29 protein-coding genes and 1 pseudogene are annotated in these 25,468 nt (G+C 70.9%); 9 read left to right on the plus strand and 21 right to left on the minus strand.

What is annotated here, in order from left to right; genetic code table 11:
- Nucleotides 1-47: 47 nt before the first annotated feature.
- Complete coding sequence (locus FKR81_RS19310; protein ID WP_146353474.1) at nt 48-275, minus strand: hypothetical protein; 228 nt, start codon at nt 273-275, stop codon at nt 48-50.
- 166 nt (nt 276-441) lie between these two features.
- Here FKR81_RS19310 and FKR81_RS19315 point away from each other — a divergent pair, with 166 nt between their 5' ends.
- A complete protein-coding gene (locus tag FKR81_RS19315) occupies nt 442-795 on the plus strand; it encodes a hypothetical protein (protein ID WP_146353475.1) in 354 nt (117 codons plus the stop codon).
- A gap of 25 nt (nt 796-820) precedes the next feature.
- Nucleotides 821-1,696 (plus strand): NAD-dependent protein deacetylase, encoded by an 876-nt coding sequence (locus FKR81_RS19320; RefSeq protein ID WP_146353476.1) that lies wholly within the window; start codon nt 821-823, stop codon nt 1,694-1,696.
- Here FKR81_RS19320 and FKR81_RS19325 read toward each other — a convergent pair.
- Nucleotides 1,688-2,140 (minus strand): hypothetical protein, encoded by a 453-nt coding sequence (locus tag FKR81_RS19325; RefSeq protein WP_146353477.1) that lies wholly within the window; start codon nt 2,138-2,140, stop codon nt 1,688-1,690. The two genes, FKR81_RS19320 and FKR81_RS19325, sit on opposite strands and share 9 nt — an antisense overlap.
- A 62-nt stretch (nt 2,141-2,202) precedes the next feature.
- Here FKR81_RS19325 and FKR81_RS19330 point away from each other — a divergent pair, with 62 nt between their 5' ends.
- A complete protein-coding gene (locus FKR81_RS19330; RefSeq protein WP_146353478.1) occupies nt 2,203-3,195 on the plus strand; it encodes a YdcF family protein in 993 nt (330 codons plus the stop codon).
- A gap of 57 nt (nt 3,196-3,252) precedes the next feature.
- Nucleotides 3,253-4,142, plus strand: a pseudogene (ligD, locus tag FKR81_RS19335) (non-homologous end-joining DNA ligase).
- Here ligD and FKR81_RS19340 read toward each other — a convergent pair.
- From FKR81_RS19340 to FKR81_RS19355, 4 genes are read right to left on the minus strand one after another with little or no spacing between them, the layout of a single operon-like run.
- The gene (locus FKR81_RS19340; protein ID WP_146353479.1) at nt 4,130-5,308 is read right to left on the minus strand and encodes an RNA polymerase sigma factor; all 1,179 of its coding nucleotides are present in this window, start codon (nt 5,306-5,308) and stop codon (nt 4,130-4,132) included. The pseudogene ligD and the gene FKR81_RS19340 sit on opposite strands and share 13 nt — an antisense overlap.
- Nucleotides 5,309-5,310: 2 nt before the next feature.
- A complete protein-coding gene (locus FKR81_RS19345) occupies nt 5,311-5,664 on the minus strand; it encodes a YciI family protein (protein WP_146353480.1) in 354 nt (117 codons plus the stop codon).
- A gap of 42 nt (nt 5,665-5,706) precedes the next feature.
- Nucleotides 5,707-6,651 carry a prolyl aminopeptidase gene (pip, locus tag FKR81_RS19350; protein ID WP_146353481.1) on the minus strand — a complete coding sequence of 315 codons (945 nt, stop codon included), beginning with the start codon at nt 6,649-6,651 and terminating at the stop codon, nt 5,707-5,709.
- Between the two features lie 21 nt (nt 6,652-6,672).
- Entirely contained in the window at nt 6,673-7,785 is a 1,113-nt protein-coding gene (locus FKR81_RS19355; protein WP_146353482.1) for an alkaline phosphatase family protein, read from the minus strand.
- Between the two features lie 60 nt (nt 7,786-7,845).
- On the opposite strand from FKR81_RS19355, the gene FKR81_RS19360 reads away from it, so the two are divergent.
- The 3 genes from FKR81_RS19360 (at nt 7,846) to FKR81_RS19370 (ending at nt 10,224) form a co-directional block, all read left to right on the plus strand.
- Nucleotides 7,846-8,478, plus strand: coding sequence for an MOSC domain-containing protein (locus tag FKR81_RS19360; protein WP_146353483.1), 633 nt, complete (start codon nt 7,846-7,848; stop codon nt 8,476-8,478).
- 145 nt (nt 8,479-8,623) lie between these two features.
- On the plus strand, nt 8,624-9,829 hold the full coding sequence (locus tag FKR81_RS19365) for a cytochrome P450 (RefSeq protein WP_146353484.1): 1,206 nt from the start codon (nt 8,624-8,626) through the stop codon (nt 9,827-9,829).
- A 20-nt stretch (nt 9,830-9,849) separates the two neighbouring features.
- Entirely contained in the window at nt 9,850-10,224 is a 375-nt protein-coding gene (locus tag FKR81_RS19370; protein ID WP_222598327.1) for a response regulator transcription factor, read from the plus strand.
- Here the strand turns inward: FKR81_RS19370 and FKR81_RS19375 are convergent.
- From FKR81_RS19375 to FKR81_RS19390, 4 genes are all read right to left on the minus strand, one after another.
- The gene (locus FKR81_RS19375; RefSeq protein ID WP_146353485.1) at nt 10,204-10,902 is read right to left on the minus strand and encodes a response regulator transcription factor; all 699 of its coding nucleotides are present in this window, start codon (nt 10,900-10,902) and stop codon (nt 10,204-10,206) included. The genes FKR81_RS19370 and FKR81_RS19375 overlap by 21 nt on opposite strands.
- A 3-nt stretch (nt 10,903-10,905) precedes the next feature.
- Nucleotides 10,906-12,621 (minus strand): sensor histidine kinase, encoded by a 1,716-nt coding sequence (locus tag FKR81_RS19380; protein WP_235921639.1) that lies wholly within the window; start codon nt 12,619-12,621, stop codon nt 10,906-10,908.
- A 76-nt stretch (nt 12,622-12,697) separates the two neighbouring features.
- Nucleotides 12,698-13,336: a hypothetical protein gene (locus tag FKR81_RS19385; RefSeq protein ID WP_146353486.1), complete on the minus strand. Its 639-nt coding sequence runs from the start codon at nt 13,334-13,336 to the stop codon at nt 12,698-12,700.
- A gap of 1 nt (nt 13,337) precedes the next feature.
- Nucleotides 13,338-14,585 carry a TRAFAC clade GTPase domain-containing protein gene (locus FKR81_RS19390; protein WP_146353487.1) on the minus strand — a complete coding sequence of 416 codons (1,248 nt, stop codon included), beginning with the start codon at nt 14,583-14,585 and terminating at the stop codon, nt 13,338-13,340.
- A 136-nt stretch (nt 14,586-14,721) separates the two neighbouring features.
- On the opposite strand from FKR81_RS19390, the gene FKR81_RS19395 reads away from it, so the two are divergent.
- The gene (locus tag FKR81_RS19395; protein WP_146353488.1) at nt 14,722-15,012 is read left to right on the plus strand and encodes a hypothetical protein; all 291 of its coding nucleotides are present in this window, start codon (nt 14,722-14,724) and stop codon (nt 15,010-15,012) included.
- A 3-nt stretch (nt 15,013-15,015) separates the two neighbouring features.
- On the opposite strand, the gene FKR81_RS19400 is transcribed toward FKR81_RS19395, so the two are convergent.
- Both FKR81_RS19400 and FKR81_RS19405 read right to left on the minus strand, forming a co-directional pair.
- Complete coding sequence (locus tag FKR81_RS19400; protein ID WP_146353489.1) at nt 15,016-15,381, minus strand: DUF2203 domain-containing protein; 366 nt, start codon at nt 15,379-15,381, stop codon at nt 15,016-15,018.
- Between the two features lie 40 nt (nt 15,382-15,421).
- Nucleotides 15,422-16,018, minus strand: a complete 597-nt coding sequence (locus FKR81_RS19405) for a hypothetical protein (protein ID WP_146353490.1) — start codon at nt 16,016-16,018, stop codon at nt 15,422-15,424.
- 171 nt (nt 16,019-16,189) lie between these two features.
- Here FKR81_RS19405 and FKR81_RS19410 point away from each other — a divergent pair, with 171 nt between their 5' ends.
- Nucleotides 16,190-16,438 (plus strand): hypothetical protein, encoded by a 249-nt coding sequence (locus FKR81_RS19410; RefSeq protein WP_146353491.1) that lies wholly within the window; start codon nt 16,190-16,192, stop codon nt 16,436-16,438.
- Nucleotides 16,439-16,455: 17 nt separating this feature from the next.
- Here the strand turns inward: FKR81_RS19410 and FKR81_RS19415 are convergent, their stop codons facing one another.
- The 9 genes from FKR81_RS19415 to FKR81_RS19455 all read right to left on the minus strand — a co-directional run bounded on the left by FKR81_RS19415 (nt 16,456) and on the right by FKR81_RS19455 (nt 25,392).
- Nucleotides 16,456-17,061, minus strand: a complete 606-nt coding sequence (locus FKR81_RS19415; RefSeq protein ID WP_146353492.1) for a response regulator transcription factor — start codon at nt 17,059-17,061, stop codon at nt 16,456-16,458.
- A complete protein-coding gene (locus FKR81_RS19420) occupies nt 17,058-18,125 on the minus strand; it encodes a sensor histidine kinase (RefSeq protein ID WP_146353493.1) in 1,068 nt (355 codons plus the stop codon). The genes FKR81_RS19415 and FKR81_RS19420 overlap by 4 nt, the downstream gene beginning before the upstream one ends.
- A gap of 17 nt (nt 18,126-18,142) precedes the next feature.
- Nucleotides 18,143-18,880 carry an ABC transporter permease gene (locus FKR81_RS19425; protein WP_146353494.1) on the minus strand — a complete coding sequence of 246 codons (738 nt, stop codon included), beginning with the start codon at nt 18,878-18,880 and terminating at the stop codon, nt 18,143-18,145.
- Nucleotides 18,877-19,791, minus strand: coding sequence for an ABC transporter ATP-binding protein (locus tag FKR81_RS19430; protein ID WP_146353495.1), 915 nt, complete (start codon nt 19,789-19,791; stop codon nt 18,877-18,879). Before FKR81_RS19430 ends, FKR81_RS19425 begins: the two co-directional genes overlap by 4 nt.
- A 93-nt stretch (nt 19,792-19,884) precedes the next feature.
- Nucleotides 19,885-20,718: a hypothetical protein gene (locus FKR81_RS19435; protein WP_146353496.1), complete on the minus strand. Its 834-nt coding sequence runs from the start codon at nt 20,716-20,718 to the stop codon at nt 19,885-19,887.
- A 272-nt stretch (nt 20,719-20,990) separates the two neighbouring features.
- Nucleotides 20,991-21,575, minus strand: coding sequence for a hypothetical protein (locus tag FKR81_RS19440; protein WP_235921640.1), 585 nt, complete (start codon nt 21,573-21,575; stop codon nt 20,991-20,993).
- Complete coding sequence (locus FKR81_RS19445; protein WP_146353539.1) at nt 21,562-23,172, minus strand: VWA domain-containing protein; 1,611 nt, start codon at nt 23,170-23,172, stop codon at nt 21,562-21,564. The genes FKR81_RS19440 and FKR81_RS19445 overlap by 14 nt, the downstream gene beginning before the upstream one ends.
- Entirely contained in the window at nt 23,172-24,314 is a 1,143-nt protein-coding gene (locus FKR81_RS19450) for a toxic anion resistance protein (RefSeq protein WP_146353497.1), read from the minus strand. Before FKR81_RS19450 ends, FKR81_RS19445 begins: the two co-directional genes overlap by 1 nt.
- A 1-nt stretch (nt 24,315) precedes the next feature.
- Nucleotides 24,316-25,392, minus strand: coding sequence for a hypothetical protein (locus tag FKR81_RS19455; RefSeq protein ID WP_146353498.1), 1,077 nt, complete (start codon nt 25,390-25,392; stop codon nt 24,316-24,318).
- Between the last annotated feature and the right edge of the window lie 76 nt (nt 25,393-25,468).

Consider the following 25,468-nt stretch of genomic DNA (forward strand, 5'->3'; position numbering starts at 1 on the left):
GCCGCCGGCTCTTCGATGCCCTCACCCTACGCGGACGGTGTGCTCGCTCACCGGTTGGAGCGCGGGAACCTGCCGTCCCGGCTGCCCAATGCGACCAGGTCGGTGTACTGGGACTGCCAGGACCGCTCGGTGGCCAGCAGGTCGGCGAGCAGTTGCACCCAGTCGGCGTCGAGCGGTGGCCCCGCCGTGGCGAGGTGCCGCCGCGTCTCCTCACGGGCTTTGAGCCACTCGGCCAACGTGGTGTCGAGCACGGGCCCGCCCGCTTCATCCGGCATGCGCTGACCGTACTCCCGGTGGGAACGCCCGAGCCCGGACCGATCAGCCGCGCGGGGGAGCCCGATGGTCGTGAGTCCTGCTGGGACGTCCAATCGAGACGGTCTTGCCAGCGCACATGCCTTGTTCACTAAGGTGAGCCCGGGAGAGATCATCGAGGGGGCTCCGGTGACCGACGAGACACGTCCGTCCGCGCTGACCGCCCAGGAGGTCGCGCACCGCTACGGCGAGTTCCTGAAGAGCCGGGGTTTCGCCCTGCGCCGGGCAGCGGACGAGCTGGGGTTCACGGCCGCCGGTGACGGCGCCAGCCACACGGTCGTCGTCGTGGACGGCAGGCTGACCGACGCCGCGGTCACGGAGCTCGCCGAACAGGCGAACCGGGTCGTGGTCGTGCTGTCCGGTGCGATCGAACGGCCGGTCGTCCACCACCTGACGGTGTCGGGCGTGCGGGTCGTGTGGTGGAACGGCACCATCTGGAACGGCTCGGGAACGGCCTACGCGGCCGGCCTCACCACCGCCTGACCTCGAGTCTGCGTAACCTCGAGTGGTGCGGACCCGACCCACCCTCAGCTGGTCGCCGACCGGCCCACCGCTGCCGCGCACGACGGACCTCGCCGAGGTGGTCCCGATCGTCGCGGGCGGTCGCGTGGTCGTGCTGAGCGGCGCCGGGCTGTCCACCGAGTCGGGCATCCCGGACTACCGCGGCGCGACCGGCAGCCTGCGCAGGCACACGCCGATGACCTACGAGGAGTTCCGGTCGAGCCCGGACGGCAGGCGCCGCTACTGGGCCCGCAGCCACCTCGGCTGGCGCACGATCGCCCGCGCACGCCCCAACGACGGCCACCGCGCCGTCACCGCCTTGGGGGACAAGGGTTTCCTGGCCGGCGTGATCACCCAGAACGTCGACGGGCTGCACCAGGCAGCGGGCACCTCCGACCCGGTGGAGCTGCACGGCAGCCTCGACCGGGTGCTGTGCCTGGACTGCCGGCGCACCAGCCCGCGCGAGGAGCTCGACCGCAGGCTCCGTGCCGCCAACCCCGGTTTCGAGGGCGGCGGCGGCCGGATCAACCCGGACGGCGACGTCGAGGTGCCGGACGCGCTCGTGCGCACGTTCCGCGTCGTCGAGTGCCGCGACTGCGGCGGAACGCTGAAGCCGGACGTCGTGTTCTTCGGCGAGAACGTGCCACCGGGGCGCGTCGCGCAGTGCCGTGGCCTCGTCGGGGCGGCCGGCGCGCTGCTGGTGCTCGGCTCGTCGTTGACGGTCATGTCGGGGTTGCGGTTCGTGCGGCACGCGGCGGAGGCCGGGGTGCCGGTGGTGATCGTCAACCGGGGCGAGACGCGCGGCGACGCCTACGCGTCCGTGCGCGTCGACCTGCCGCTGGGCAGCGCGCTGACCGAGCTGACGCGCCGGTTGTCAGCCTGAGGACGCGTCCTGTTGTGCCCACAGGGTCAGCACGACGGCGACGACGAACACCTGCGTCGGCAGCGGCAGCGTGGGCAGCTCTGCCACCGCGTTGCTGCTCAACGGGCCCACCCGCCGCACCGACCCGACGGGCTGTCCGTCGCTGAGGAGCTGCTGCGCCGTCGACCACCACGCGGCGCGCTGGAACCGGTAGGTCCGGCCGTCCGCGGTGACCGTCCAGTCCTTGCGGCCCACCCGGTCCGCCTCCGCGACGACGGCGCCGGTCTCGTCGGTCATCTGGTAGCGCCTGCCCATGGGGCTGGCCTTCACGTCGAAGCGGCGGCCGTCGAGCTCGAGGGTGCCGCCGGTGCTCCAGAACCTGCCGTCCCACGACGCGAGCGGCATCCCGTCCGCCGCGAGCTCGTAGCGGTTGCGGAACAAGCTGACTCTCTTGGCCTCCAGCACATGTCCAGCCTACGGCGCCGGAACGGTCAACGGACCGGATCACCGTGTGGAACGCTGGTCCCGTGCTGATCGGGATGCTCGTCGTCGTGCCCGCCACCTTCTTCGTGGTCGGGATGATCCGCGACCGCCGCAGGCTGAGCAACGCGATCTGGCTGGGACTGACGCTGCTCATGTTGCTGCCGTTGCTGGCGGCGGGCAGCAGGGACGTCTGGTGGCTCGGCATCGCGTCGGTCGTCGGCGCGCTGGTGGCGGTGCTCGCGGTGGCGCTGCTGCCGTGGGCGCTGGTGGCCAACGGCGTGGTGATGCTGCGCCGCGAGGGACGCAGCATCGGCAACCTGCTGTCGCTGCTGGCCGGACTCGCGCTGCTCGGCGCGATGGTGTTCTTCGTCTGGGCGATCGGGCGGGAGAACGCGTGGCTGCGCGGATCGGCCATCGGCCTGTTCCTGGTGTGCGGGTACGTGGCGTTCCTGTTCGTCAGCCTGCTGCTGTACTCGGTGCTCTACGGCCGCACCGGGCGGCGCAGCGGGTTCGACGGGATCCTCGTGCTCGGCGCCGGGCTGATGGGCGACCAGGTGCCGCCGCTGCTGGCGAGCAGGCTCGACCGCGCCCGCGAGCTGTACGAGCGGGAGGTCGCCGACGACCGGGAGCCGCTCATCGTGGTGTCCGGCGGGCGGGGTGAGGACGAGGACGTGTCGGAGGCGTTCGCCATGCGCGAGTACCTCGTCGAGCGGGACGTGCCCGAGTCCCGGATCGTGCTGGAGGACCAGGCGCGCACGACCGAGGAGAACCTGCGCTACACCAGGGAGCTGCTCGACGAGCGCGGCCTGACCGGGCGGCTGGTCGCGGTCACCAACAACTACCACGTGTTCCGCACCGCGGTGCTGTCGCGGAAGCTGCGGCTGCGGCTGGAGGTCGTCGGCTCGCCGACCGCGTGGTACTTCGTGCCGAGTGCGTTCCTGCGCGAGTTCGCGGCGCTGCTCGCCCGCAACCCGTTCGTGCACGGGACCGCCGCGTCGCTGCTGTTCGCGGCAGGTCTGGTGCTCGCGCACGCCTAGCCCGAGCGGGATCGGGGGACTTGGCCGACACTGGCCATTGTGGACCTGATCCGCCCCATGCTGGCCACGCCGGGCGAGCTCCCGGACACCGACGGTTGGGCTTTCGAGTTCAAGTGGGACGGTGTCCGCGCCATCACCTACGTCCAGAATGGACTGGTCGAGGTCGTCAGCCGCAACGACCGCGCCATCACCAACACCTACCCGGAACTCCGCGCCACCGGGCGACTACCGGACGTCGTGCTCGACGGTGAGATCGTCGCACTGGACCAGGGCAGGCCGAGCTTCGAACGCCTCCAACTGCGGATGCACGTGGCACGGCCCGCGCAGGACGCGATCCGCAAGGTCCCGGTCGCCTACTACGTGTTCGACCTGCTGCACCTCAAAGGCGACTCGCTGGTCCACCTGCCGTACGCCGAACGCCGGAAAGCGTTGGAGTCACTGGGAATCGACTTCCCCGAGGTGCGGGTTCCGCCCAGCTTCACCGACACCGACGGCGAGCTGGTGCTGGCCAGCGCGAAGGAGCACCAGCTCGAAGGCGTGATCGCCAAGCGGGTCCACGCGCAGTACGAGCCGGGCAAGCGGTCCAGGGCGTGGGTCAAGGTGCCGCTGGTGCAGACGCAGGAGGTCGTCATCGGCGGCTGGCTGCCGGGGGAGGGCCGCCGCGCGGGCACGATCGGCTCGCTGCTCCTCGGCGTTCCCGACGCCGATGGACTGCGGTACGTGGGCAAGGTCGGCACCGGGTTCACCGACGCGATGCTGCGCGACCTGCAGCACCGGCTCACCCCGGCCGGCCGCAGCCCGTTCACCGAGACCCCCGGTGAGCGCAACGTGCGGTGGGTGACGCCGCGGCTGGTGGCGAGGTCGAGTTCCGCCAGTGGACCGGAGACGGCCGCCTGCGGCATTCCTCGTGGCGCGGACTGAGATCCGACAAGTCCTACGACGGCTGAACGGCGGAGAGCTTGCGGCGCAACAGGTCGCGGTCGGCGGAGTTGGTGCTGAGCGCGATCGCCTCTGCGTAGGCGGCCGCGGCCTCGTCCGGACGTCCCAGGCGGGTCAGCAGGTCCGCGCGCACGGCGTGGAACAGGTGGTAGCGGGGGAGGTCCAGCGCGTCGACCAACCCCAGCCCGACGCCGGGGCCCTCGACCTCCGCGACGGCGATCGCCCGGTTCAGCGCGACGACCGGCGTCGGCGTGAACAGCAGCAGCTGGTCGTACAGCTGGACGATCTGCCGCCAGTCACTCGAGTCGCTGTGGACCGCGTTGATCGCGGCCTGGATCTGGTACGGGCCCGGCTGGTCGCGCCGCAGGCACCGGCGCACGATGCCCTGCCCCTCGGCGATCAGCTCCCGGTCCCACTTCGAGCGGTCCTGGTCGGCCAGCAGCACCAGCGACCCGTCCGGCGCGGTGCGGGCCCGCTGCCGCGACGACGTCAGCAGCATCAGCGCGAGCAGACCGAACACCTCGGGCTCGTCCGGCATCAACGACGCCAGCGCGCGGGTCAGTCGGACCGCCTCCGCGCACAGGTCCTCGCGCAGCGCGCTGTAGCCCTCGTTGTAGATCAGGTACAGCACCGCGAGCACGGCCCGCAGACGGGCGGGCAGGTCCGCGTCGGACGGCACGCGGTAGGGGATGCCCGCCGCGCGGATCTTGTTCTTGGCGCGCACGATCCGTTGCGCCATCGTCGACTCCGGTACCAGGAACGCCTGCGCGATCTCGGGCGTGGTCAGTCCGCCGAGCAGTCGCAGCGTCAGCGCGACCTGCGCGGCTGTGGACAGCGAGGGGTGGCAGCAGGTGAAGATGAGCCGAAGCCGTTCGTCGCGCACCGGACCCTCCTCCACGTCCTCTTCCTGTGCGTGCAGCAGAAGCGCCTGTGCCTGCCGATCGTCCCGAGTGGACTCGCGGCGCAACCGGTCGATGCCCCGGCGCCGGGCGGCCGTGATGATCCAGCCCGCCGGTGACGGCGGCGGTCCGTCGACGGGCCACCGCTCCACGGCGACGGCGAACGCGTCCTGAACCGCCTCCTCGGCGACGTCGATGTCGCCGAAGACGCGGATCAGGACTGCGACCGCCCGGCCGTACTCGGCGCGGAAGACCTGCGCGACGTCCGGGGACACGCTCAGTGCACGCCCTCGAACGGCCGCACCTCGATGGGAAGCGTGATCGCCGCAGCCGCCTTGCCCGCCCACTTCAGTGCGGCGTCGAGGTCGGGCACCTCGATGATCGTGAACCCGCCGATGTGCTCCTTGCCCTCGGCGAACGGGCCGTCGGTCAGCAGCACCTCACCGTCGGCGACCCGCACGACGGTCGAGGTGGCGGGGTGGGCGAGCGGGCTCCCGAACACCCACACGCCCGCGTCCTTCATGTCCTGGTTCAGCGCGTCGACGTTCTTCATCACCTGCTCCATCTCGAACCCGGTGGGGATGTCGCCGGGTTCGTGGGCGGGCTCGATCACGTTGAGCAGGTACTGCATGGCTGCCTCCTCGGTTCGTCTTTCACCCTCTACACGAACGGCTCACGGCCGGATCGACACGTCCGCGGAGAATTTCTCCATCGCCGTCCGCATGGCCAGCCGCCGCTCGTCGGTGACCTGGTGGCCGGTGTTGCGCAACGGCACCAGCTCGGCGTCCGGCCACCGCTGCGCCAGCTCCCACGCGGTGTCGAACGGGCAGCTCAGGTCCAGCCTGCCGTGCACGAGCACGCCGGGGATGCCCGCGAGCAGGTGTGCGTCGCGGATCAGCTGACCTTCCTCCAGCCACGCACCGTTCGCGCAGTAGTGGGAGGTGATCCGGGCGAACGCGACCAGCCCGTCGGGGTCCTTGTCGCTGTACATGTTCGGTTTCGCGGCCGGTTCGAGCGACACGACGGTGTCCTCCCACCGGCACCACTCGTGCACGGCCCGCAGTCGCACCTCGTCGTCCGGCGAGCTCGTCAGCGAGGCGTACCCGGCGATGACGTCACCGGTGGGCACGAGAGCGCGGAACCGCGCGTACTCCTCGGGGAAGAACCGCGCCGCGCCCCGGTACAACCAGTCGCTCTCGGTGCGCCTGCCGCTGGTGACCGCGGACATGACGATCTCCGACACGCGCTCGGGGTGCCGCTGCGCGTACGCGAGGATCAGCGTGCAGCCCCAGGAACCGCCGTACAGCAACCACTTGTCGATGCCGAGGTGCTCACGCAGCCGTTCCATGTCCTCGACCAGGTGCCACGTGGTGTTGACGCTCATGTCAACGGCCGGGTCGGACGCGTGCGGTGTGCTGCGCCCCGAGCCGCGCTGGTCGAACAGCACACCGCGGAAGCGCTGCTCGTCGAACGCGGCGCGCATGTTCGGGTTGCAGCCCGTGCCCGGCCCGCCGTGCACGAACAGCGCGGGTTTGCCGTCCGGGTTGCCGCAGGTCTCCCAGTACACCCGGTTGCCGTCACCGACGTCGAGCAGCCCGTGGTCGTACGGCTCGATCATGTGAGTATCCCCACTATTACTTCAGTGTTGACTAAACGAAAGCACCGGGACCAGTTGCTCGGCTGACGAGAACGAGCCGTGATGCCCCGAGAACCGGCTCAGCCGCCGTTCCGCGACGCTGCGCACCACGGCGTGGTTGCCGCGCATGGCCACCACGACGTCGCCGATCCGGTCGTGCGCGTAGTCGGCCACCGTCGGCCCGAACCAGCCGCGCGTGATCGCGTCCTCGCGCAGCACCAGCTCGGCCCGGTCCCCGAGCACGCCCTGCCACGTGTCGAGCACGTCAAGCGGGACGTCGGTGTAGACGTGCCGCACGCGCGCCTCGCCGCCCAGCAGCCGAACCCCTTCCTGCAGCGCGGGTTCGGCGTCGAAGTCGATCCGGTCGTCCGCGCCGACGGTGACCATGCCGTGGTCGGCCGTGACCACGAGCAGCGCGTCCGGCGGCATGCGTTCGGCGATGGTGCGGGCCAGCCGGTCGACGAACACGAGCTGCATGCGCCACGCCTCGGAGCCCGGCCCGTAGATGTGGCCGAGCTTGTCCAGGTCCGCGTGGTAGGCGTAGCAGAACGCGCGGTCCGGTTGCAGCGCGCTCAACGCGCGCCGCACCAGGTCGCCGAGCGCGAACACGCCGTCGAACCGCCCGCCGCGCAACGCCGCGCGGGTGAGCCCGCTGCCGGCCTGGTCGTACGCCGTCACGACGCGCACGGCGACACCGGCTTCCTCGGCGCGCTCGAACACGGTGCGCCGCGGCTGGACCTCCTCGGGCACGAACAGGCCGCGCAGGTCGAGATCGGTGCCGTGGTGGTTCCAGCCGAGCGCGTTGAGCAGCACGTCCGGTGACACGGCGAACGTGTAGCCGACCATCCCGTGCTCACCGGAGCGCAGTCCGGTGCCGAGCGCGGCGATGCTCGTCGCGGTCGTGGCCGGGAAGCCCGCGTTGATCGGCGCCGAGTCCAGAGAGGACAGGAACGGGGCGTCGTCGGCGTGCTGGCGCAGCAGCTCCCAGCCGAGCCCGTCGACGAGCAAGAGGCACACCTTGTCCGACGCGGGCAGGCCGAGCGTGTTCGTCGTGCCCGGCACACCGAGCCCGGCGAGCAGCGACGGGACCACATCGGCGAGCGTCGGACCGTCCATCGGTGGAACATATCGAAAAATCGGCGCGCGGCCTGTTCGGGCGAGTCCTACCGTGAGCGCATGGGGTCTCTGCTGTCGGTCAACGTCGGTGTCTTCCGCCCGCTCTCCGCGACGTCCACCGGGCGCACCGGTATCGACAAGCGCCCGGTGGACGGACCGGTCGCGCTCGCCGCACCGGAGGCGGGGCTGTCCGGTGTCGCCGGGGACTCGATCGGGGAACCGGAGGTCCACGGTGGACCGGACAAAGCGGTCTACGCGTACGCGCGGGAGGATCTGGACTTCTGGGACCCGTCGTTCGGCAACGGCGTGTTCGGGGAGAACCTGACGACCTCGGGCGTGGACGTGAACGGCGCCGAGATCGGCGAGCGGTGGGGGATCGGGTCGGCCGTGCTGGAGGTGTGCGCCCCGCGCACGCCGTGCCGGACGTTCGCGGCGTGGCTCGGCCGCGAGAAGTGGGTGAAGACGTTCACGGACGCGGGCCGCACGGGTGCGTACCTGAGGGTGATCACGCCGGGTTCGGTGTCGACCGGTGACGAGGTGCGGGTGCTGTCGCGACCGGGGCACGGGATGTCGGTGGCGGACGTGTTCAGCGCGATGATGAAGCAGCCGGAGATGTTGCCGCGCCTGCTGGAGCTGGACGCGCTCGCGGGTGACCTGCGCGGGTTCGTGGCGGCGCGGTTGAAGGGCCGGTGAACCTTGGCGGTTCCGGGGACGGGGTGCGTCGAAGTGCTCCGCCAGCGCGCGTGAGGGCGTGGTCGTACCAACGCCGGTGCGTCCGAACGGGCGCACTGGCGTTCTGTCAAGATGCGAAGAGTCCTCTCCTGGCATCATCGGTTGTATGACAACGCAGTTGCCGGCACTGGACATCGGCACACCCGCCCACCCGGCACCGGACCCGCAGGAGCTGTTTCGTCAGCTGCTCACCGACACCCCGGTGACGTGGGTGCCGGCTCTCCAGGCACACCTGCTGGTGCGCCGCGCTGACGTCGCGTCGGCGTTGCGCGACAGCGCGTTCGCCCCGACCAGCCTCACCCAGAACCTCAAGGCGCTCACCGAGGAGCAGCAGGAGCGGCTGCGCCCGGTCTACGACTCGATCACGCTCTGGGTCGGCCACACCGTTCCCGAAGATCACAAGCGGTTCCAGCTGTTGCTGAAGCGCTACTTCACGCCGCGCACGGTCGAGGGACTTCGGCCGCGGATCAACCAGATCGCCAACGAGCTGATCGACCGGGCGGACGGCGGCATGGAGGTCGTCGCCGACCTCGCGTACCCGTTGCCCGCCATCGTGATCGCCGAGATGCTGGGCATGCCGCTCGACCAGCGCGAGCAGCTGCAGCGGTGGTCGAAGCACATCACCGCGCTGTTCGCGATCTCCACGTTCGACGAGCTCCTCGCCGCGCAGCAGGCCGTGCTGGAGATGCAGGACTACATGCTCACGCTGCTCGAGCAGCGCCGCGCCGAGCCCACCGACGACCTGCTGAGCATGTTCGCGGCGGCGGAACGCGACGGGCTGGTCAGCGAGGCGGAGATCGTCGCGAACTGCGTGTTGCTGCTGTTCGCCGGGCACGAGACCACCGCGCGGCTGATCGGCAACGGGCTGTCGCTGCTGTTCGCGAACCCGGAGGAGTTCGAGCGGCTGAAGGCCGATCCCGCGCTGATGCCGTCCGCGGTCGAGGAGATGATGCGGGTGGCCGGTCCGGCCTCGATCATCCCGCGCGTCACGGCGCGGCAGGTCGAGATCGCCGGTCAGGTCTTCCCCGAGGGCACCAGCTTCTACCTGGCGCTCGGTGCGGCCAACCGCGACCCCGAGGTGTACACCGACCCGGACCGGTTCGACGTCGCGCGCGGCAACGCCGGGCAGCAGATCGGGTTCGGCATGGGCACCTACTACTGCCTGGGTGCCGCGCTGGCCCGTGTCGAGGCGTCGGAGTGCTTCCGCGTGCTGCTCGAACGCGTGCCGGGGCTGGCGCTGGCCGAGCCGGAGGAGCGGGCCATCCGGTTCCCGCTCACCGAGGACCTGGTCGCGCTGCGCGTGAAGTTCTGACGGCGTCAGGGCTAGCACTGATGAGAAGCCACCACGTCGAGAGGGATGGTGACGTGGTGGCGGTGCGCGTGCTGATCGTGGACGACCACGGGCCGTTCCGGCTGTGGGCGGGCAAGGTGCTGCGCGCGGGCGGGATGGACGTGGTGGGGGAGGCGGAGACCGGGGCCGGTGCGGTCGAGCTGGCGGTGGAGCTGCGGCCGGACGTCGTGCTGCTGGACGTGCGGCTGCCCGATCTCGACGGGTTCGCGGTGTGCCGCAGGCTCGACGAGGCGGGCATCGCGGTCGTGCTGTGCTCGTCGCGTGACTACGGCGAGCGCGCCGCGGGCACTCCGGCGCTCGGGTTCCTGCCGAAGGAGCGGTTGTCGGCAGGCGAGCTACGGCGTCTCCTCGGGTAGTCCGGCGCGGTAGGCCTGCTCGCTCCACGGCCGCAGGTAGGTGAGCACGGCGCGGACGCGGCGGTTGTCGTCCGGCTCGGGCAGCAGGTCGAGCCGGGTGAAGATGTTGCGCACGTGGGATTCCACGGTCTTCTTGGTGAGCACGAGCTGGGTGCAGATGGCCTGGTTCGAGCGGCCCTGCGCCATCAGCGACAGGATCTCGCGCTCGCGGTCGCTGAGGGTGTCGACGGGGTCGTCGCGCCGCCGGGTGCGCATCAGCTGCGCCACCACCTGCTGGTCGACGACGCAGCCGCCCTGCGCGACCTCGCGGACGGCGTCGATGAACGCCTCGGCGCTCGCCACGCGTTCCTTGAGCAGGTAGCCGACGCCGGACGGGTCGCCGCCGAGCAGTGCGGGCAGGTAGTGCGACTCGACGTGCTGGGAGAGCACCAGCACGCCCGTCGCGGGGTGGCGTTCGCGGATCTCGACGGCCGCGCGCATGCCCTCCAGCCGGTGCTCGGGCGGCATGCGGACGTCGACGACCACGACGTCCGGTTTGTGCTCGTCGACCGCGGCGTGCAGCTCGTCGGCGTCGCCGGCCTGGCCGACGACGTGGAAACCGTTGCGCGCCAGCAGTCCGGCCAACGCTTCTCGCACCAGGACGGCGTCGTCGGCCAGGACCACGGTCAGCTCCACCACGGATCATCCCCTCGGGATCTCGGCGACGACCGCGGTTCCCGCCGCGTCGCGCACGGTCAGCTCGCCGTCCAGCGCGCGCACCCGGTCGCGCAGCCCGGCGAGCCCGGAACCATCCCTCACCTGTGCTCCGCCGACGCCGTCGTCGGTCACTTCGACGCTCAGTGCGTTGCCCCGCAACGAGAGCTGGACTCTCGCCGCGGTCGCTCGTGCGTGCTTGAGCACGTTCGTCAACGCCTCCGCGACCACGAAGTACGCGGTCGCCTCGACCGTCGCGGGCAGGCGCGGCAGGTCGTCGACGCTCAGCTCGACCGGCAGCGGGCTGCGCGTGGCCAGCTCGGCGATGGCGGGTCCGAGGCCGGACTCGGCGAGCAGCGCGGGGTGGATTCCCCTTGCCAGCTCGCGGAGTTCGGTGATCGCCGCGGTGACGCCCTCCGCGGTGTCGGCGAGCAGTGCGGCGAGTTCCGGGTCGTCGGCGCGTTCGCGGGCGAGCTGGATGCCGAGCGCGACGACGACCAGTCGTTGCTGTGCGCCGTCGTGCAGGTCGCGTTCGACCCGGCGGCGTTCGTCGTCGGCCGCGGTGACGAGGCGGGCCCGTGACGCGCGCACCTCGGCGAGCCGGGCGCCCGCCTCGGCGGCGAGGCGCTGGTTGTCGAGGACGAGTGCGGCGAGCGCGGCCACCGCCTCGGCGGTGCGGGCGTCCTCCCACGGCACCTCGCGGCGCGACAACGCGCCGAGCGGCCTGCCGTCGCGGTCGTCCAGCACGGTTCCCGCTCCGACCGGCCTGCCGTCCGCGTCGACGAACTCCTGCTGGTCGGGCTGCCACCTGCCGAGCTGGAGCGACGGGTCGCGCAACGCGACGGCCAGCGTGTCGCGCAGTCCCTCGAGCGAGTCCGGGCGGCGTGCGGCGATCAGCAGGTCGGCGATGACCGCGCGGCGCGGCCGCGTCCACAGCGCGCCGACGAGGAACGCGAGCGGCCAGGCGCAGAAGGCGATGCGGTAGATCGGCGCGAGCACCGGGTAGAGCGGGTGCAGTGAGCCGACCGTGTTGCCCGCGAGCGACGCGATGCCGCCGATCAGCGCGATCAGCAGCACGGGCGCGAGCGCGGCGCGGATCGTCGGTGGCGCGGTGCGGAACCGCTGCGCGAGCATCACCACGACCGCGGCCGCGATGAGTGCGCCGACGACGTTCAGCACGTCCTCCAGCAACCGGGCGATGTCCGGGTGGTCGGCAACCAGCAGCAGGTTCTCCGGCCGTCCGATGACGGTCCAGTCGTGCACGAGCGCGTTGAGCAGCGCGTAGCCGTAGACGACGACGTACGTCGAGATCGCGAGGATCTTGGCTGGGCGGGAGCGCAGCCCGCCGTCCGGGAACGCGAGCACGAGGTGCGTGATCGCGGGCGTCGACGCGTGCGCGAACAGCAGCCCGGCGGTGAACACCGCGGGGTCGGTGGACAGCTGCAGGTCCTCGGCGAAGAACGCGACGCCGACGACCATCATCAGCAACCCGGTGCGGTTGGCCGGTCTGCGCAGGTGCGCGACCAGCCCGGCGAGCAGGAACAGCGACCCGCTCACGCCGCTGAGCACGGTGTCGGACCACGGGTGCGAGCCGTCGGCCACCTTGAGGGTGACCGCGACCGCGCCGATCACCGCTCCCGTCGCCGCCATCATCACGACGAGCAGCGGTGCCCAGCCGCCGTCACCACGGCGGGCCTCATCCATGTCCACCTCGGTGCCGGTCGGTCGCCTTCACCCGTGGAGTCGTCGGAGGGGTGGCAACCGTTTCGCCTGCGAAGGGTCATGTGCACGAAGGTTGCAACGACGTCGTGGCCGGCTTGCCCGTTGTCGTCGTCGGCTTGACCGGTGTGTGCGTGGTGGGTGCGGTCGTGGTCGGGCAGGACGGGGTTTTCGGTGGCTCGGGGTCGTTCCCGCTCGTCGCGAAGATCACCGCGCCGACGAGCACCGCACCGGCAGCGAGCGCGGGCACGGTGTACCTGCGCGGTCGTGGATCCGGTTTGCCTATCGCCGCCGGTGATCCGATGTCCGAGTGCGCGGGGAACGACGCCGACCGCTCGACGGTGAACCGCTCCTCGTCGTCGAGGAACCGCCGGTAGGTGTCCAGCGCGGCCGTGAGCGACCTGCTCATGTCCACTTCGGACGGTGCCGTGACGGTCTGCTCGGTGACGAACCCGTGCAGCAGCCGCAACGGCCTGCTGTGCTCGTCGCGCGGCTCGGCGCCGATGTCGTCGGGTGTGACGGCGTGCTCGGACCACACCACGCACAGCCCGCGCACCGTCGCGACCGCGATGCCGCTGGTCGGGCGGGCGACGTCCTCCAGCAGGCCGTAGGAGCTCATCAGGGGCGGCGGCGCGAGCAGCACCGAGTACCCGCGCCTGCGTCCCCGCGCGACGAGGAACGGCCAGCCTTGCGCGTCCACGTCAGTCCCCGCGCAGCCGCGACGCGGGGAGTCGCGTCTCGAGCATCGCGACCTGGTGCTGCAGCGACGCCACCACCCTGCGGCGGGCCAGGATGAACTCCTCGGCCCTGCGGTCGGCCTCGCTGAGCGCGGCCAGCCGCTGCGCGTGCTCCGGCCCCGGCGGAGTGCGCGTCTCCAGCAGCAGCGTCAGCCCGGCGTGGGTGATCAGCCCGCCGCCGACGGCGCCCGCGAGGATCCGGCCCGCCCGTTCCGCGACGAACACGCTGAGCGTGCGCAACGCCTCCGCCGGGCCCATCTTCGTGCGGCGCTGGGCTTCGGCCATGATCACCTGCCGGGTGTGGGCGTCCAGCGAGAGCTCGACCTGGTGCAGGATGTCCGGCACCACCGCGGACAGCGCCAGCTCGACGTTCGCCGGCTGGAACCGCCCGTCCGGCTTCTTGCGGATGACGCTGCCGTCGAGCACCGCGAAGTCGTGCCCGACCGCGGTGACCGGCACCAGCCGCACGATCCGGCGCTCGCTGTGCGCGTTGACCAGGTCGCGGAACCCGTCCACGCCCATCAGCAGGTTGCGCACGATCTTGAGCCGGGTGTTCTCGTCGGCGTGCAACTGGTCGAGCAGGTCCCACTTGGTGATGACGAAGACGATCGGCGCACGGGCCGTCAGCATGCAGTGCACCATGGCGTCCAGCGTGGTCTGCAGGATCGACAGCCCGCGCCGGTCACCGCGATGCGCCTGCAGCAGCTGCATCCCGTCGATGAGCGCGATCAACGCGTCGGCGTTCGCGACCGCGCCCAGCAGTTGTTGCTGCAACGTCGATCCCGGCGCGTCCGGGTCGGTCAGCAGCTCGCCGGGGTACTCCAGGTACCCGATGTCGAGCACGGTCGTCGGCGTGCCGCCGACGTTCGTCATCACGCTGAAGTCGAACTCCCGCATCTCCCCGCGCGACGTGCCGCTCGGCCAGTCGTCCTCGGAGCTCGCGACCGCCCGGTACCACCGGTTGAGCTCGATCAGCTGCGTGTACGGCACCTTGAGGAAGAAGCCGCGGTCCGCGGGTGCCTGGAGCCTGCGGTAGATGCCGGTCAGCAGCAACGTCTTGCCCGATCCCTGCAGCCCCACCGTCACCACGCGGAAGCGGGGGACCGGCGGGTCGGCGGCCGGCGCAGGGCGCCGTGTTCTCTTCTTCTTGCGCAGCTTCATGACCAGCAGCACGCACAGCGCGATGACGACCAGCACGGCGACGACGCCCATCGGAAACCTCCCCGGTTCGACTGGATCAATCGTCGCGGGCCGCTCCGGGTGGGCGCATCAGTGCTAGCCCTGATGCGCAGCACGTAGGCGGAGGCCGAGAGTTCTTCGGTGATGCCAGAGGGGAAAGGACGAGATCATGGCTGCGCATTGGGGAACCTTCCACAAGAACTACGACCACCGCACGTGCCTGTCGATGAGCGGGAACGCCGTCGTCGACTACTCGCTGAAGATCTACAACGGCGTCGGTGACGGCGACTACGTGGTGATCGGCGGCCGCGACGACCTGGTCGTGCAGGTGACGTGCGTGCCGGTGTCCGGCAACCAGACCTGGATGGCCGTCACCGCGTGGGCGGGCGACTCCGGCACCGCGGAACGGGCGCGCAACACCATCAGGGAGCAGATCGTCCGCATGGTGAAGATCGACTGAGGTCTACTCGGCCGGTATCCGCCTGCGGCCCGCGAAGCCGAGCTCGGTGCGGTGGTACCACGCCAGCTCGGCGTCACCCTCCAGCCAGCACAGCAGCACCGGCACCCCGTCCAGGTCGGCGGGGAAGTCGACCAGCAGCGGCGCGAACCCCTTCAGCTCGGCGCCGGTCGCCTGGACCGATTCCATCAGCTCGTCGAGCCGGGCCTGCGCCGCCTTCCACTCGGGCAGCCCGCCCAGCTCCGTGCTGCCGCCACCCTGCAACGCCGCGGCCAGCTCGGCCGCGTCCGCGCGCAGGCTGACCAGCTCGTCGAGCACCGGCTGCAACCGGGCCAGCTCGGCGCGCGCCTCGGACACCGTGAAAAGTCCCACCGGCACAGCATGCCTCATCGCCGGTGCCGTCCACACAGGACTAGAGCTTCGCGAACAGCTCGGCGACCAGCTTCCGCTCGGCGTCGAGCCCCGCGCTCGACGTCACCAGGATCTCCACGGACCCCTTGCGCGCCGTCACCGTGTTCTGCTCGGCCGACCCGGACTTCCTGGTGCTGGTGTACGCCTCGTCCTGGAAACCGGGCAGGTCGACGGCCGTCTGCCCGTGCTCGGCGAGCCGCGACTTGCCCTGCGCGAACCGCGCGGTGTCCGTGCCCGCCTGGAAGCGGACCGTCGTGACGCTCGGCCCACCCGTGTACTGGCACACGGCCACGTTCTCGTTGATCGTCTCCTTCGGCGCCGCGAGCGTGAGCCCCAGCGTCTCGCCGACGAGGCTCGCCGGGGCCTTCGCGCAGCTCAGCCCGGCGGCGCTCGCCTGAGGAAGATCGGTGCGGCCCTCCGTCGGTTCGGCCTCGGTCGGGGGAGGCGCCGGCTCCGAGGTCGTCTCCGCGGTGCTCGCCGACGCCGTCGCCGACCCCGTCGTCGATGGAACGGCGGAGGACGACGGCGCGGCGGCGGGCTGTGCCGTGCACCCGGCGAGCGCGAGCAGAGCGGCGGCGATCACGAGCCTGTTGATCACTATGTCCCCATGTGGTCGGTTTCCCACCCTTTCGACCGAATGGCCGCACTCGTTACAGCGGCACGCTCTGAACGGCCCAACCCAGCGGCACAGCGGGAACCCGAGCCCGCCTCACCCCGTCCCACACCCATGAATCGACTCAATCGACAGGTCAAGTTATCCATCGCCGCGGTGGTGCTCTTAGTGCTGCCGTGGATCGTGTTCATCGGCACCACGTCGACGGTGCGCATCAACGGTGTCGTGACCGAGCGGCACGAGACCAACTTCTTCGCGCTGTTCTCCGCGATCACCTGCATCTGCATCGCCTGGGCCATGGCGTTCCAGTGGGAGACGCAGGCCGACCGCCATCCGCGCTGGAAGGTCGTGGCCGGGCTGATCGCCGTCGCGGCCGTCGCGGCAGGTTACTTCGGCCTGATGTGACGCCCGGCCCGTGGCCGTCACAGCCAGCCGGAGTCCTCTGCCAGCCGCACCGCTTCGGCACGCGTGCGCGCACCGGTCTTCCCGATCGCGGCGGACAGGTGGTTGCGCACCGTCCCCTCGGACAGGTGCAGCGCCTTCGCCAGGTCGGCCACCGTCCCGCCGTCACGCGCCAGCGCCAGCACGTCCCGCTCCCGGTCGGTCAGCGGCGAGCGCCCCACGGCGAGCGACTCGGCGGCGAGCGTCGGATCCACCACCCGCAGGCCCGCGTGCACCCGGCGCACCGCGTCGACGAGCTGTTCCGGTGAGGCGTCCTTCACGACGAACCCGGCCGCGCCCGCCGCCATCGCCCGCGCCAGGTAGCCGGGCCTGCCGAACGTGGTGCACACGATCACCCGGCACGACGGCAGCGCCGCGTGCAGCTCGGCGGCCGCGGACAACCCGTCCTTGCCGGGCATCTGCACGTCGAGCAGCGCCACGTCCGGTGAGGTGCGGCGGGCGGCGTCGACGACCTCGTCGCCCGCGCTGACCTCGGCGACCACCTCGATGTCGGGCTCCAGGCCCAGCATCGCGGCGAACGCGCCGCGCACGAGCGCCTGGTCGTCCGCCAGCAGCACCTTGATCACGCGACCTCCGCCCGCAGCCGGTAGCCGCCTCCGGTGAGCGGCCCCGCGATCACCGTGCCACCCACCTCGGCGAGGCGCTCCGCCAGCCCCTGCAACCCCGTGCCGGGTGCGCCGACGCCCACGCCGCGGCCGTCGTCGCGCACCTCCAGCCACGTGTCGCCCAGCCGCACCTCGCAACGGGAGGCGGCGGCGTGCCGCAGGACGTTCGTGATCCCCTCGCGCAGCACGTACCCGAACACCCCCTGGAGCTCGGGTCGCACGTTGTCCACCGCGTGCGGCAGATCGGCCTCGACACCCGCCGCCCGCAACGCCGCCCGCGCTCCGACGACCTCGGCGGACAGCGACACCTCCCGGTAGCCGGACACGGTCGTCCGCACGTCGCTGAGCGCCTGGCGGGTGAGGTTCTCGATCTCGCGGATCTCGTCCGTCGCCCGCCCGGTCTCGTCGCTCTCCAGCAACCTGCGCGCCACACCGGACTTCAGCGCGATCGTCGTCAGGCTGTGGCCGAGGATGTCGTGCAGGTCGCGGGCCAGCCGGTTGCGCTCCTCGGTCACCGCCATCGTCGCGATCTCCTGCTGCGCCGCCTCGAGCGCCTTGTTCGCCCGGATCATCCGCCCCATCGCGGCCATGCCGAGCGACACCGACAGCAACGTCCCCAGCTGCCCGCCGTCGCGCGGGAAGTCGTGCGTGACGAACATGGCGACCGCGAGTCCGGTGAGGACCGTGCCGTCGACGGCCAGCACCCGGCCCGTCGGCAACGCCATCGCGGTCGTGGCCATCGCGTAGACCATCAGGCCGGCGTAGGACAACCCGAGCAGTACCACCACCAGCAGTCCCAGCACGATCAGCCCGAGACACGCGGCGGTCCGCACGTTGTCGCTGTGGTCGCCCCAGAGCACGCGTGGGCTCGCGATCCAGGCCGCGGAGTAGGCCACGAGCAGGACGATCGCCGCCACCTTCGTCCACAACGGACGATCGCCGGGGACCACTTCCCAGATGACGCCGGGGACGTAGACGAGGATGAACAGCGACCCGAACATCCACCAGCGCGACTTCTCCCGCATGCGGCCCAACCTAGTTCCTACGCCCTGGCGCTGTCCGCGCGGAACCGGCGCGCCGCGACGACCGACAGCCCGACGACCCACGCGCCGATCACGAGCAGCGCCGTCTTCACGTCGACCCCGGACACGAGCGGCGCTTCGGTGAGTTGCTTGATCCAGTACGTCGGCAGCACCTTCATGACCGACTGCAGCCACTCGGGCGCCACGTCGGCGGGGATCCAGATGCCGCCGAGCAGACCGAACAGCATGGACGCCAGACCGGTGATCGCCTGCATGCCGTCGGCGCTCGCCAGGAGCCCGACGACGATGCCGAACAGCACGAACGGCACCGCGCCCAGCCACAGCGTGCCGAGCACACCGAGCCACTGCCCGGCGCCGAGCTCGACGCCCTTGACCGCGCCGACGATGCTGACCAGCACGATCCCCGGCAACGCGACCAGCATCCCCAAGGCGCCCTTGGTGAACAGGTAGCCGGCCCCGGACAGGGGAGTGAGCCGCAGCTGCCGCTGCCACCCCGACCCGCGTTCGACCGCGATGCGCGCGCCGATCGCCAGCGGCCCGGCGATCACACCGAACAGCGCCATGTTCATCATCAGCGACGTCGTGACGGACAGCCCGTTCTGGAACCTCTGCCCTGCCCCGCCGTAGAGGTTGATGAAGAGCAAGAACATCACCGTCGGCAGCACCACGGTGAAGATCAGGTACCGGCCGTTGCGCACCGCGCGGCGCAGCTCCAGTGCCAGGAAACGGGTGTTCATCGCACGTCCTCTCCGGTGAGCGCGAGGAACGCGTCCTCGAGCCCCAGCGCGTTGATCTCGATGTCGTGGGTGGCAGGCTGCAGCGCCAGCAGCCCGCGCAGGGCGGCGTCGGAGTCCGAGCAGGTCAGCGTCACCTGGTCGCCCCTCGTCTCGGCGGCGCGCACCCCGGGAAGCCCGGCGAGCACGTGCCGGGACACACCCGGCACGACCGCGCGCAGCGTGCGCCCGGACACCGTCGCCCTGACCTGCGCGACGGACCCGTCCGCCACGATCCGGCCCGTCCTCATCAGCACGACCCGGTCCGCGTACTCCTCGGCCTCCTCGAGGTAGTGCGTCGCGAACAGCACCGTGCGCCCGGTGTCGGTGTAGGCGCGCATCGTCTGCCAGAACTGCCGCCGCGTCTCGACGTCCATCGCCACGGTCGGCTCGTCGAGCACGAGCAGGTCGGGATCGGACACCAGCGCGAGCGCGAACCGCACCCGCTGCGTCTGCCCACCCGAGATCTTCGTGCACTTGCGCTTCGCCAGATCCGCGATCCCGGCCAGCTCCAACGCCCGCTGCACCGGCATCGGCTCGCGGTGCAGCGCCGCGATCATCTCGACCGCTTCGGCGACCGTCGCGTCCTCGAGCAGCGCCCCGCTCTGCAGCATCGCGCTGACGGCCCCCGCCTTCACCGCTTCCCGCGGCGTGCGCCCGAACACGCTGATCTCACCACTGTCCGGTGTGGACAGCCCGAGCAGCATGTCGACGGTCGTCGACTTGCCGGCGCCGTTCGGGCCGAGCAGCGCGACCACCTCGCCGGGCGAGATCACGAGGTCGATCCCGTCGACCGCACGCACCTCTCCGAACCTCTTGTGCAGACCGCTCAGCGCGACGGCGGCGCCGGTGCGGACAGCTGTTGCCTGTGTCATGCCCCAATGCTGTCGCCGGGGGTGCCGGGGTGGAGGTTCCAGCCGTCACGACCCCGCCATGACAGATGTCATGACGGGGCGCGTGACATCGGTTCAGGCCTGTTCGCCAGTGACCTTGCCGCGCAGCTCGTTCGTCTGGAAGCTCCAGAACACCACGAACTCTCCGATCAGCAGCACCTGGAGGAAGAACAGCCACGGGCCGAACCCGACCGCGGCGGCGACACCGCAGACGACCAGCGTCACCGCCATCGCGACCGCGACGTCGAAGTACTTGTTCTTGAAGGAGTACCAGTTCAGCTCGTTGTCCTTCGCGTACCTCATGGCGTTCAGGACGACAACGGCGATGATGCCGACGAAGAACGCGATGGCGGCGGCGCCGTGCCCGATGTCCTCGAAAGCGTCGCGTGCCAGGAGGAAGAACAGCAGCCCCGCGGTCAGCAGACCGAGCGCCAGCCCGATCAGGACCTTGGCCTTGGGGCTGAGCTTGCTGTCGGACGCCGGGCGCAGCCACTTCAGCAGCAACGCCGCCCCCGCGGCGACGAACCCCATGACGAACGCGACGCCGACGTTGTTCCCGATCGCGGCGGGCAGTTCGGCGCCGGGGCGGTAGCTGGGCGGGCAGCTCTCGTTCACCTCGGTGGGCACGAACGCGACGATGAACGCCAGGAAGCCCGAGTAGTCGAGCAGCACGTTCTCGCGATCGGTGTTGCCGCGGTAGATGATGAGGCAGGCGCCGATCGCGCACAGAGTGCCGATGAACACCGCCCGGACCGGTGTGTAGTAGTACGCGCTGACGGAGTCCTGCAGGCACCGGCTGGTCACGGCTTGCACGACGATCGACAGGAACAGCAGTGCGACCAGCACGATCATGGCCAGTCGCAGACCGAGGTAGGTCTGCCGGATGCTGTCTTCCTTGCTCTGAGCCATGTCTGGCCCTCCATCCGCGGATGAGGCCGACCGCGAACAGCGCGGCGCGTTGACTCGTCATCGGCACCGTGATCGGTTCGCGTTAGGGCAGAGCGCCAGGTTGGCCGAAAAGTCGCCCAACCGGCGTAGCGAGGCGGAAACCGCACGAAAAGGGCCGGCTGCGCCACGCGCAACCGGCCCATGCGGGCGATGCTAGGTCGGGGCGAATGACCAGGTGGGCAATTTGCGAAAACCCGGTTCACTCGGTGGCTATCGAACAGCCGTGGGGAAGCTCAGTCCCGTTCCTCCAGGTAGCGGGTGTGGTCGGACTGGCGCTGCGCGTCGGCTTCGTGGAATGCCGACGCCGTGCGTTCGGCGTCGGCGAGGAGCAGGTCGAGCTGCCGGGTCAGCTGGCCGTCGGCGCCGCGGGCGGCGGCGTACCACCACGGCAGGTTCAGGTAGGTCTGCACGGACAGCGGCAGGTCGGTGCCCACGAGCCTGGTCACCGCGTGCAGTGCGTCCGGGTCGCTCCGGAGCCTGCGCGGCTGGGCGAGCATGCCGTTCAGCACCTCGGCGATGCGCTCCAGCTTCGGCAGCACGTCGGCGGGCACGCGGCCGCCGAAGCCGCGGACCTTGGTCAGCAACGAGAAGAGCTCGGTGCGCAGGAACGCCGCCTCCTGGTCCGGATCGGTCACGAGCGTGACCTTGGCCGGTGGGGCGATCAGCGCGCCGAACCCGTACAGGCCCGCGACGACGAAGAGCCAGTACGAGCCCGCGACGCCGAACAGGTGCAGTGCGAGGCCGACGAGGCCGCCGACGCAGCCCGCGAGGTTCTTCCACGACCCGAGGTAGCGGAGCACGGCGTCACTGGTAGCCACGGATCTCCTTGAACGCGGCGGAAAGCGAGCGGCTGCGCGCGTCGAAGACCTTACCTCCGCTCATCCGCGCCACCTGCTCCATCTCGTCGACGGTGCTCTCGCCGAACAGCACCGGGAAGATCGGGATGCCGCGCTCGGCCGCAGGGAGTCCCTCGTGGAACGAGCGGAAGTCGTCGAAGTCCTGGCCCTCGGTGTTGTCGCCGTCGGTCATCAGCACGATCGACGTGAAGCGGTCCGGGTCGGACGCGGACTGCTTGCGCAGCACCGCGTATCCCTCCTGGAGGCTCGCGTAGATCGCGGTACCGCCGCCGTCCACCAGTCCGCCGGCCAAGGTCTTGATCCTCGCGAGCTCCGGAGCAGGGTCGTCGGCCGGGATGACGAACTCCGTTGCGGACTGGGGAGCCGAGTTGAACGGCAGCAGCGTCACCTGCTCGCGGCCGTGGAACCGGCTGAACTTCCCGGACAGCGTGTCGTCCGCGCCGGTCAGGCCCGTGACGGCCTGGCGGAGACCCTCGATGCGGTCACCCGCCATCGACCCGGACACGTCCAGCACGTACAGCGTGCGCGACGGCCTGCGCAGCTGGTCGAAGTACGTGGTGACCAGACCGTCCACAGCGGACTGGCTGCCGGGGAACGGCAGCTCCACCAGGTCGCGCACGGCGAACTCAGGCCCGAGCTGCACCTGCGGAACCGCCGGGCGCCTGCGGGTCGTCTCCATGATCCGCTGCTGGACCTCGGGGCCGCGCAGGTGGTCCGAGAGCTTCTGATGCGCCTCGCGGGCGGGCGATCCCGCCGAGTTCAGCAGCGTCAGCGGGTAGTCGGCGGTCACCACGCCGTCGCTCGGGTACACCAGCGTCAGCGGCTCGGGCAGCGAGGCGTTGAGCGACAACAACACCGACTCGTAGTTGATCAGCCCGTCGACCTTCGCGCCGGGATCCTCACCGCGGGCGCGGCGCTGGAACGCCTCGGACAACCAGCCCGACGAGCCCGCGGACAGCGTCTGCGCCGAGAAGAACTCCTTGAGCTGCGGGGAGACCGCGGAGATCTTGGCCGCGTCCAGCGCGGAACCGCTGCCCGACAACGCCGACGCGACGCCGACCAGCGCGGAGAAACCCGAGTTGGACGCCGACGGATCGGTCATGCCGTAGGTGAACTTCCGCTGCCCGGCGGCCGCGGCGATGTCCGCCCAGCCGACCCGCTTGCCGTCCCAGCCGAGCTCCCTGACCTTGGCGGCGGGCAGGCCGAGCACGACCGGCGAGCTCATGATCTTGGTCGGGGTGCCGAGCCGCTTCGCCGCGTCCGGCACCAGCTCCAGGTAGCGGTTCGACGAGAACCACACCGCGTCGAACCCGCTCTCGGCGGCGCCGCGGGCGACCGAGTCCGCGCCCTCGATCGTGCCGGTGTAGCTGAACTTCACGCTCACGCCGGTCGCGCGGGCAGCCTCGTCCAGCACCGGCTGCAGGTCGGCGAGCTCGCTGCCCGCGAGCACCCGCAGCACACCCGGTTCGGCGTCACCGACCGGCTTGGCGGGATCGGCCGAGTCGGAACAACCGGCCACCAGTGCGGCCGCGAGCACGAGCGGGCCGAGTCGGCGGATCATGCGGGCTCCTCGTTGCCGCGCACGCGGCTCAGGTGGTCGTGGGCGCGGCGGATCTCGGTGTCCAGCGCGGACACCGTGCTGGACATGCTGTCCGCGGCGCGGGCTCGGAAGGTGTCGATCGCGTCGATCGCGGCGTAGATCTGGTCGAACGACGTGCGCACCGCGTCGACACCCACCGCGGGTGTCGCCGAGATCCGCTGGATGTCGTTGCCCTGCAACGACATCAGCGTCGCGTTGGACTTGAGCAGGTCGTCGGTCAGCCCGCGCACGGCGTCGACCTGGTCGATCACCTCGCGCTGGCCGGCGAGCGCGGCGGCGACCGCGATGCCGATCCGCAACGCGCTGACCGTGGTGCTCACCGCGCGCTCGACGCCCTTGACCAGCTCGTCGTTGTTGCGCCGCACCACGTCCAGCGCCAGGTACCCCTGCGCGCACACGGCGAGCTGGGTCAGCAGGTCGGCGTGCCGCTGCCGGATCGGGAAGAGCACGTCGGCCCGCAACGCGGTGGCGCGCTGCGGATCGGACAGGTCGAAGATCTGCGCCTGCCGGCCGACCGCCTCGTCCATCGCCGCGGCGAGCTGGGCGTCGGACGACAACCGGGTCATGACGTCCCAGAGCCGCTGCCGCTCGCCCTTGATCGCCGCGTTGTCCCTGCGCAGCTCGTCCTGGCTGGCGCGCAGCCGCAGCACGATCCGGTTGAGCGGCTCGTCGGCGGCACGCATCCTGGCCAGCAGGCCGCGGGCGGCGTTGCCCGCCGGGATCAGGCCGAGGATCTTGCGGCCGGTCAGCTTGCTCAGGTCCTTCGGGTCGAGCTCGCGCACCGAGCGGCGCAGGTCGTTCAGGCCCGCGGAGACCTGCTGGCCCGCACCGGGTGTCGCGACCGCGGCCAGCGTGCGGTCCAGCAGCCTGCCGGCCACCTGGGCGGCGACCCGCATGTCCGCCTCGCCGAGCACCAGCGCCTCGTCGACGATGCGGCCGAACTCCGGTGACCGGTTGTCCACGGTGGACAGCAGCTCGGCGAACGCGGTGGCGCGCTCGGCGAGCGACGAGCGCGCGGCGTCGTCGATCGGGATGAGCCCGGCGGCGCGGTCGGCGGGCACCGGTTCCACCGGCTCCGGTGGGGTGAGAACGAAGTCCATTTCAGTACTGCTTCGCGATCGCTTCGAGCATCCGTTCCAGGGTTTCGTGCGCGGGTGGTTCGACGACGTCCACGATCGTCTGCGGCACCGCCACCTGCTTGTCCCGCACGATCTCGTTGAAGTGCTTGGGATCCGAGGTGCGGAAGCCGAACGTCGCCGCCAGCCTGCCGAGCTCCGGATCGGTGGAGAGCAGCTGCCCGACCTTGTCGCCGGTCTCCTTCAGCGGCACGAGGGTGTGCTTGGACAACACGGTCGGCGCCGGGTAGAGCAGCTTCATGTCCGGCCGGATCGTGGCGTCCGCCCGCACCACCCGGTCGACGAACTGGGCTTCGTAGACCAGCACGAGCGGCGACTTGCCCATGCCCGCGGACAGGTAGTCCTCGAACGGTCCTTCGCTGCTGCTCTGCGTGAAACCCTGGTCCAGGAACAGCTTGCTGACCGCGGGCAGCACCTTCGCCTCCGCGTCGGGCGTGGTCACCACGCCGCCGTTGGCGACGAACGACGTGATCGCGAGGTACATCGCGGCCGAGTTCGAGTCGCGCGGATCGGTCGTCGTCACGAGCAGGTTCTTCCGCGCCGGGTAGGCGGTGTTGCCCGGCAGCTGGTCCCAGCGCGTGCCCGCCGCCGCCAGCTCCAGGTACTTCTGCACGTCGAAGACCTGGTAGCCGGAACCCTGCCGCACCACGCCCGCCTTCGTCAGCAGCTCGACGATCGGGTCGAACGTGGCGATCACCATCGGCGACGAGAACGGCGCGTAGGTGCGCGCGGCCTTGCGGTCGCGCTGGATGCGTTCCGCGGCGGGAGCGCTGGAGGGGAAGGCGAAGTCGTACCGGTCGAGCTCGACGGCAGTCGCGATCTGCCGCGAACCCGCGGGATCCACCTCGACCTTCAACCCGTTGCGGGCGAACACGTCCTTCACCCGCTGGTCGGCGAAGAAGGCCAGCTTCTCCGATCCGATCACACCGCGCACGGTGGTCAGCCGAGCAGGCTCGTCCCCGGTGCCGCGGCCCAGCACGATGGCGGTCACGACGCCCGCCAGTAGCAGGACCGCCAGTGCGATGCCGAACGTTCTCTTCACTTGTGCCACCTCGGGGACCTGTGGTCGGGAGCAGATCCTCCGACACTGAGATGCGCGCGCGTGGCGAGTCGTGGCA

Source organism: Lentzea tibetensis, assembly GCF_007845675.1.
GTDB classification, from domain to species: domain Bacteria; phylum Actinomycetota; class Actinomycetes; order Mycobacteriales; family Pseudonocardiaceae; genus Lentzea; species Lentzea tibetensis.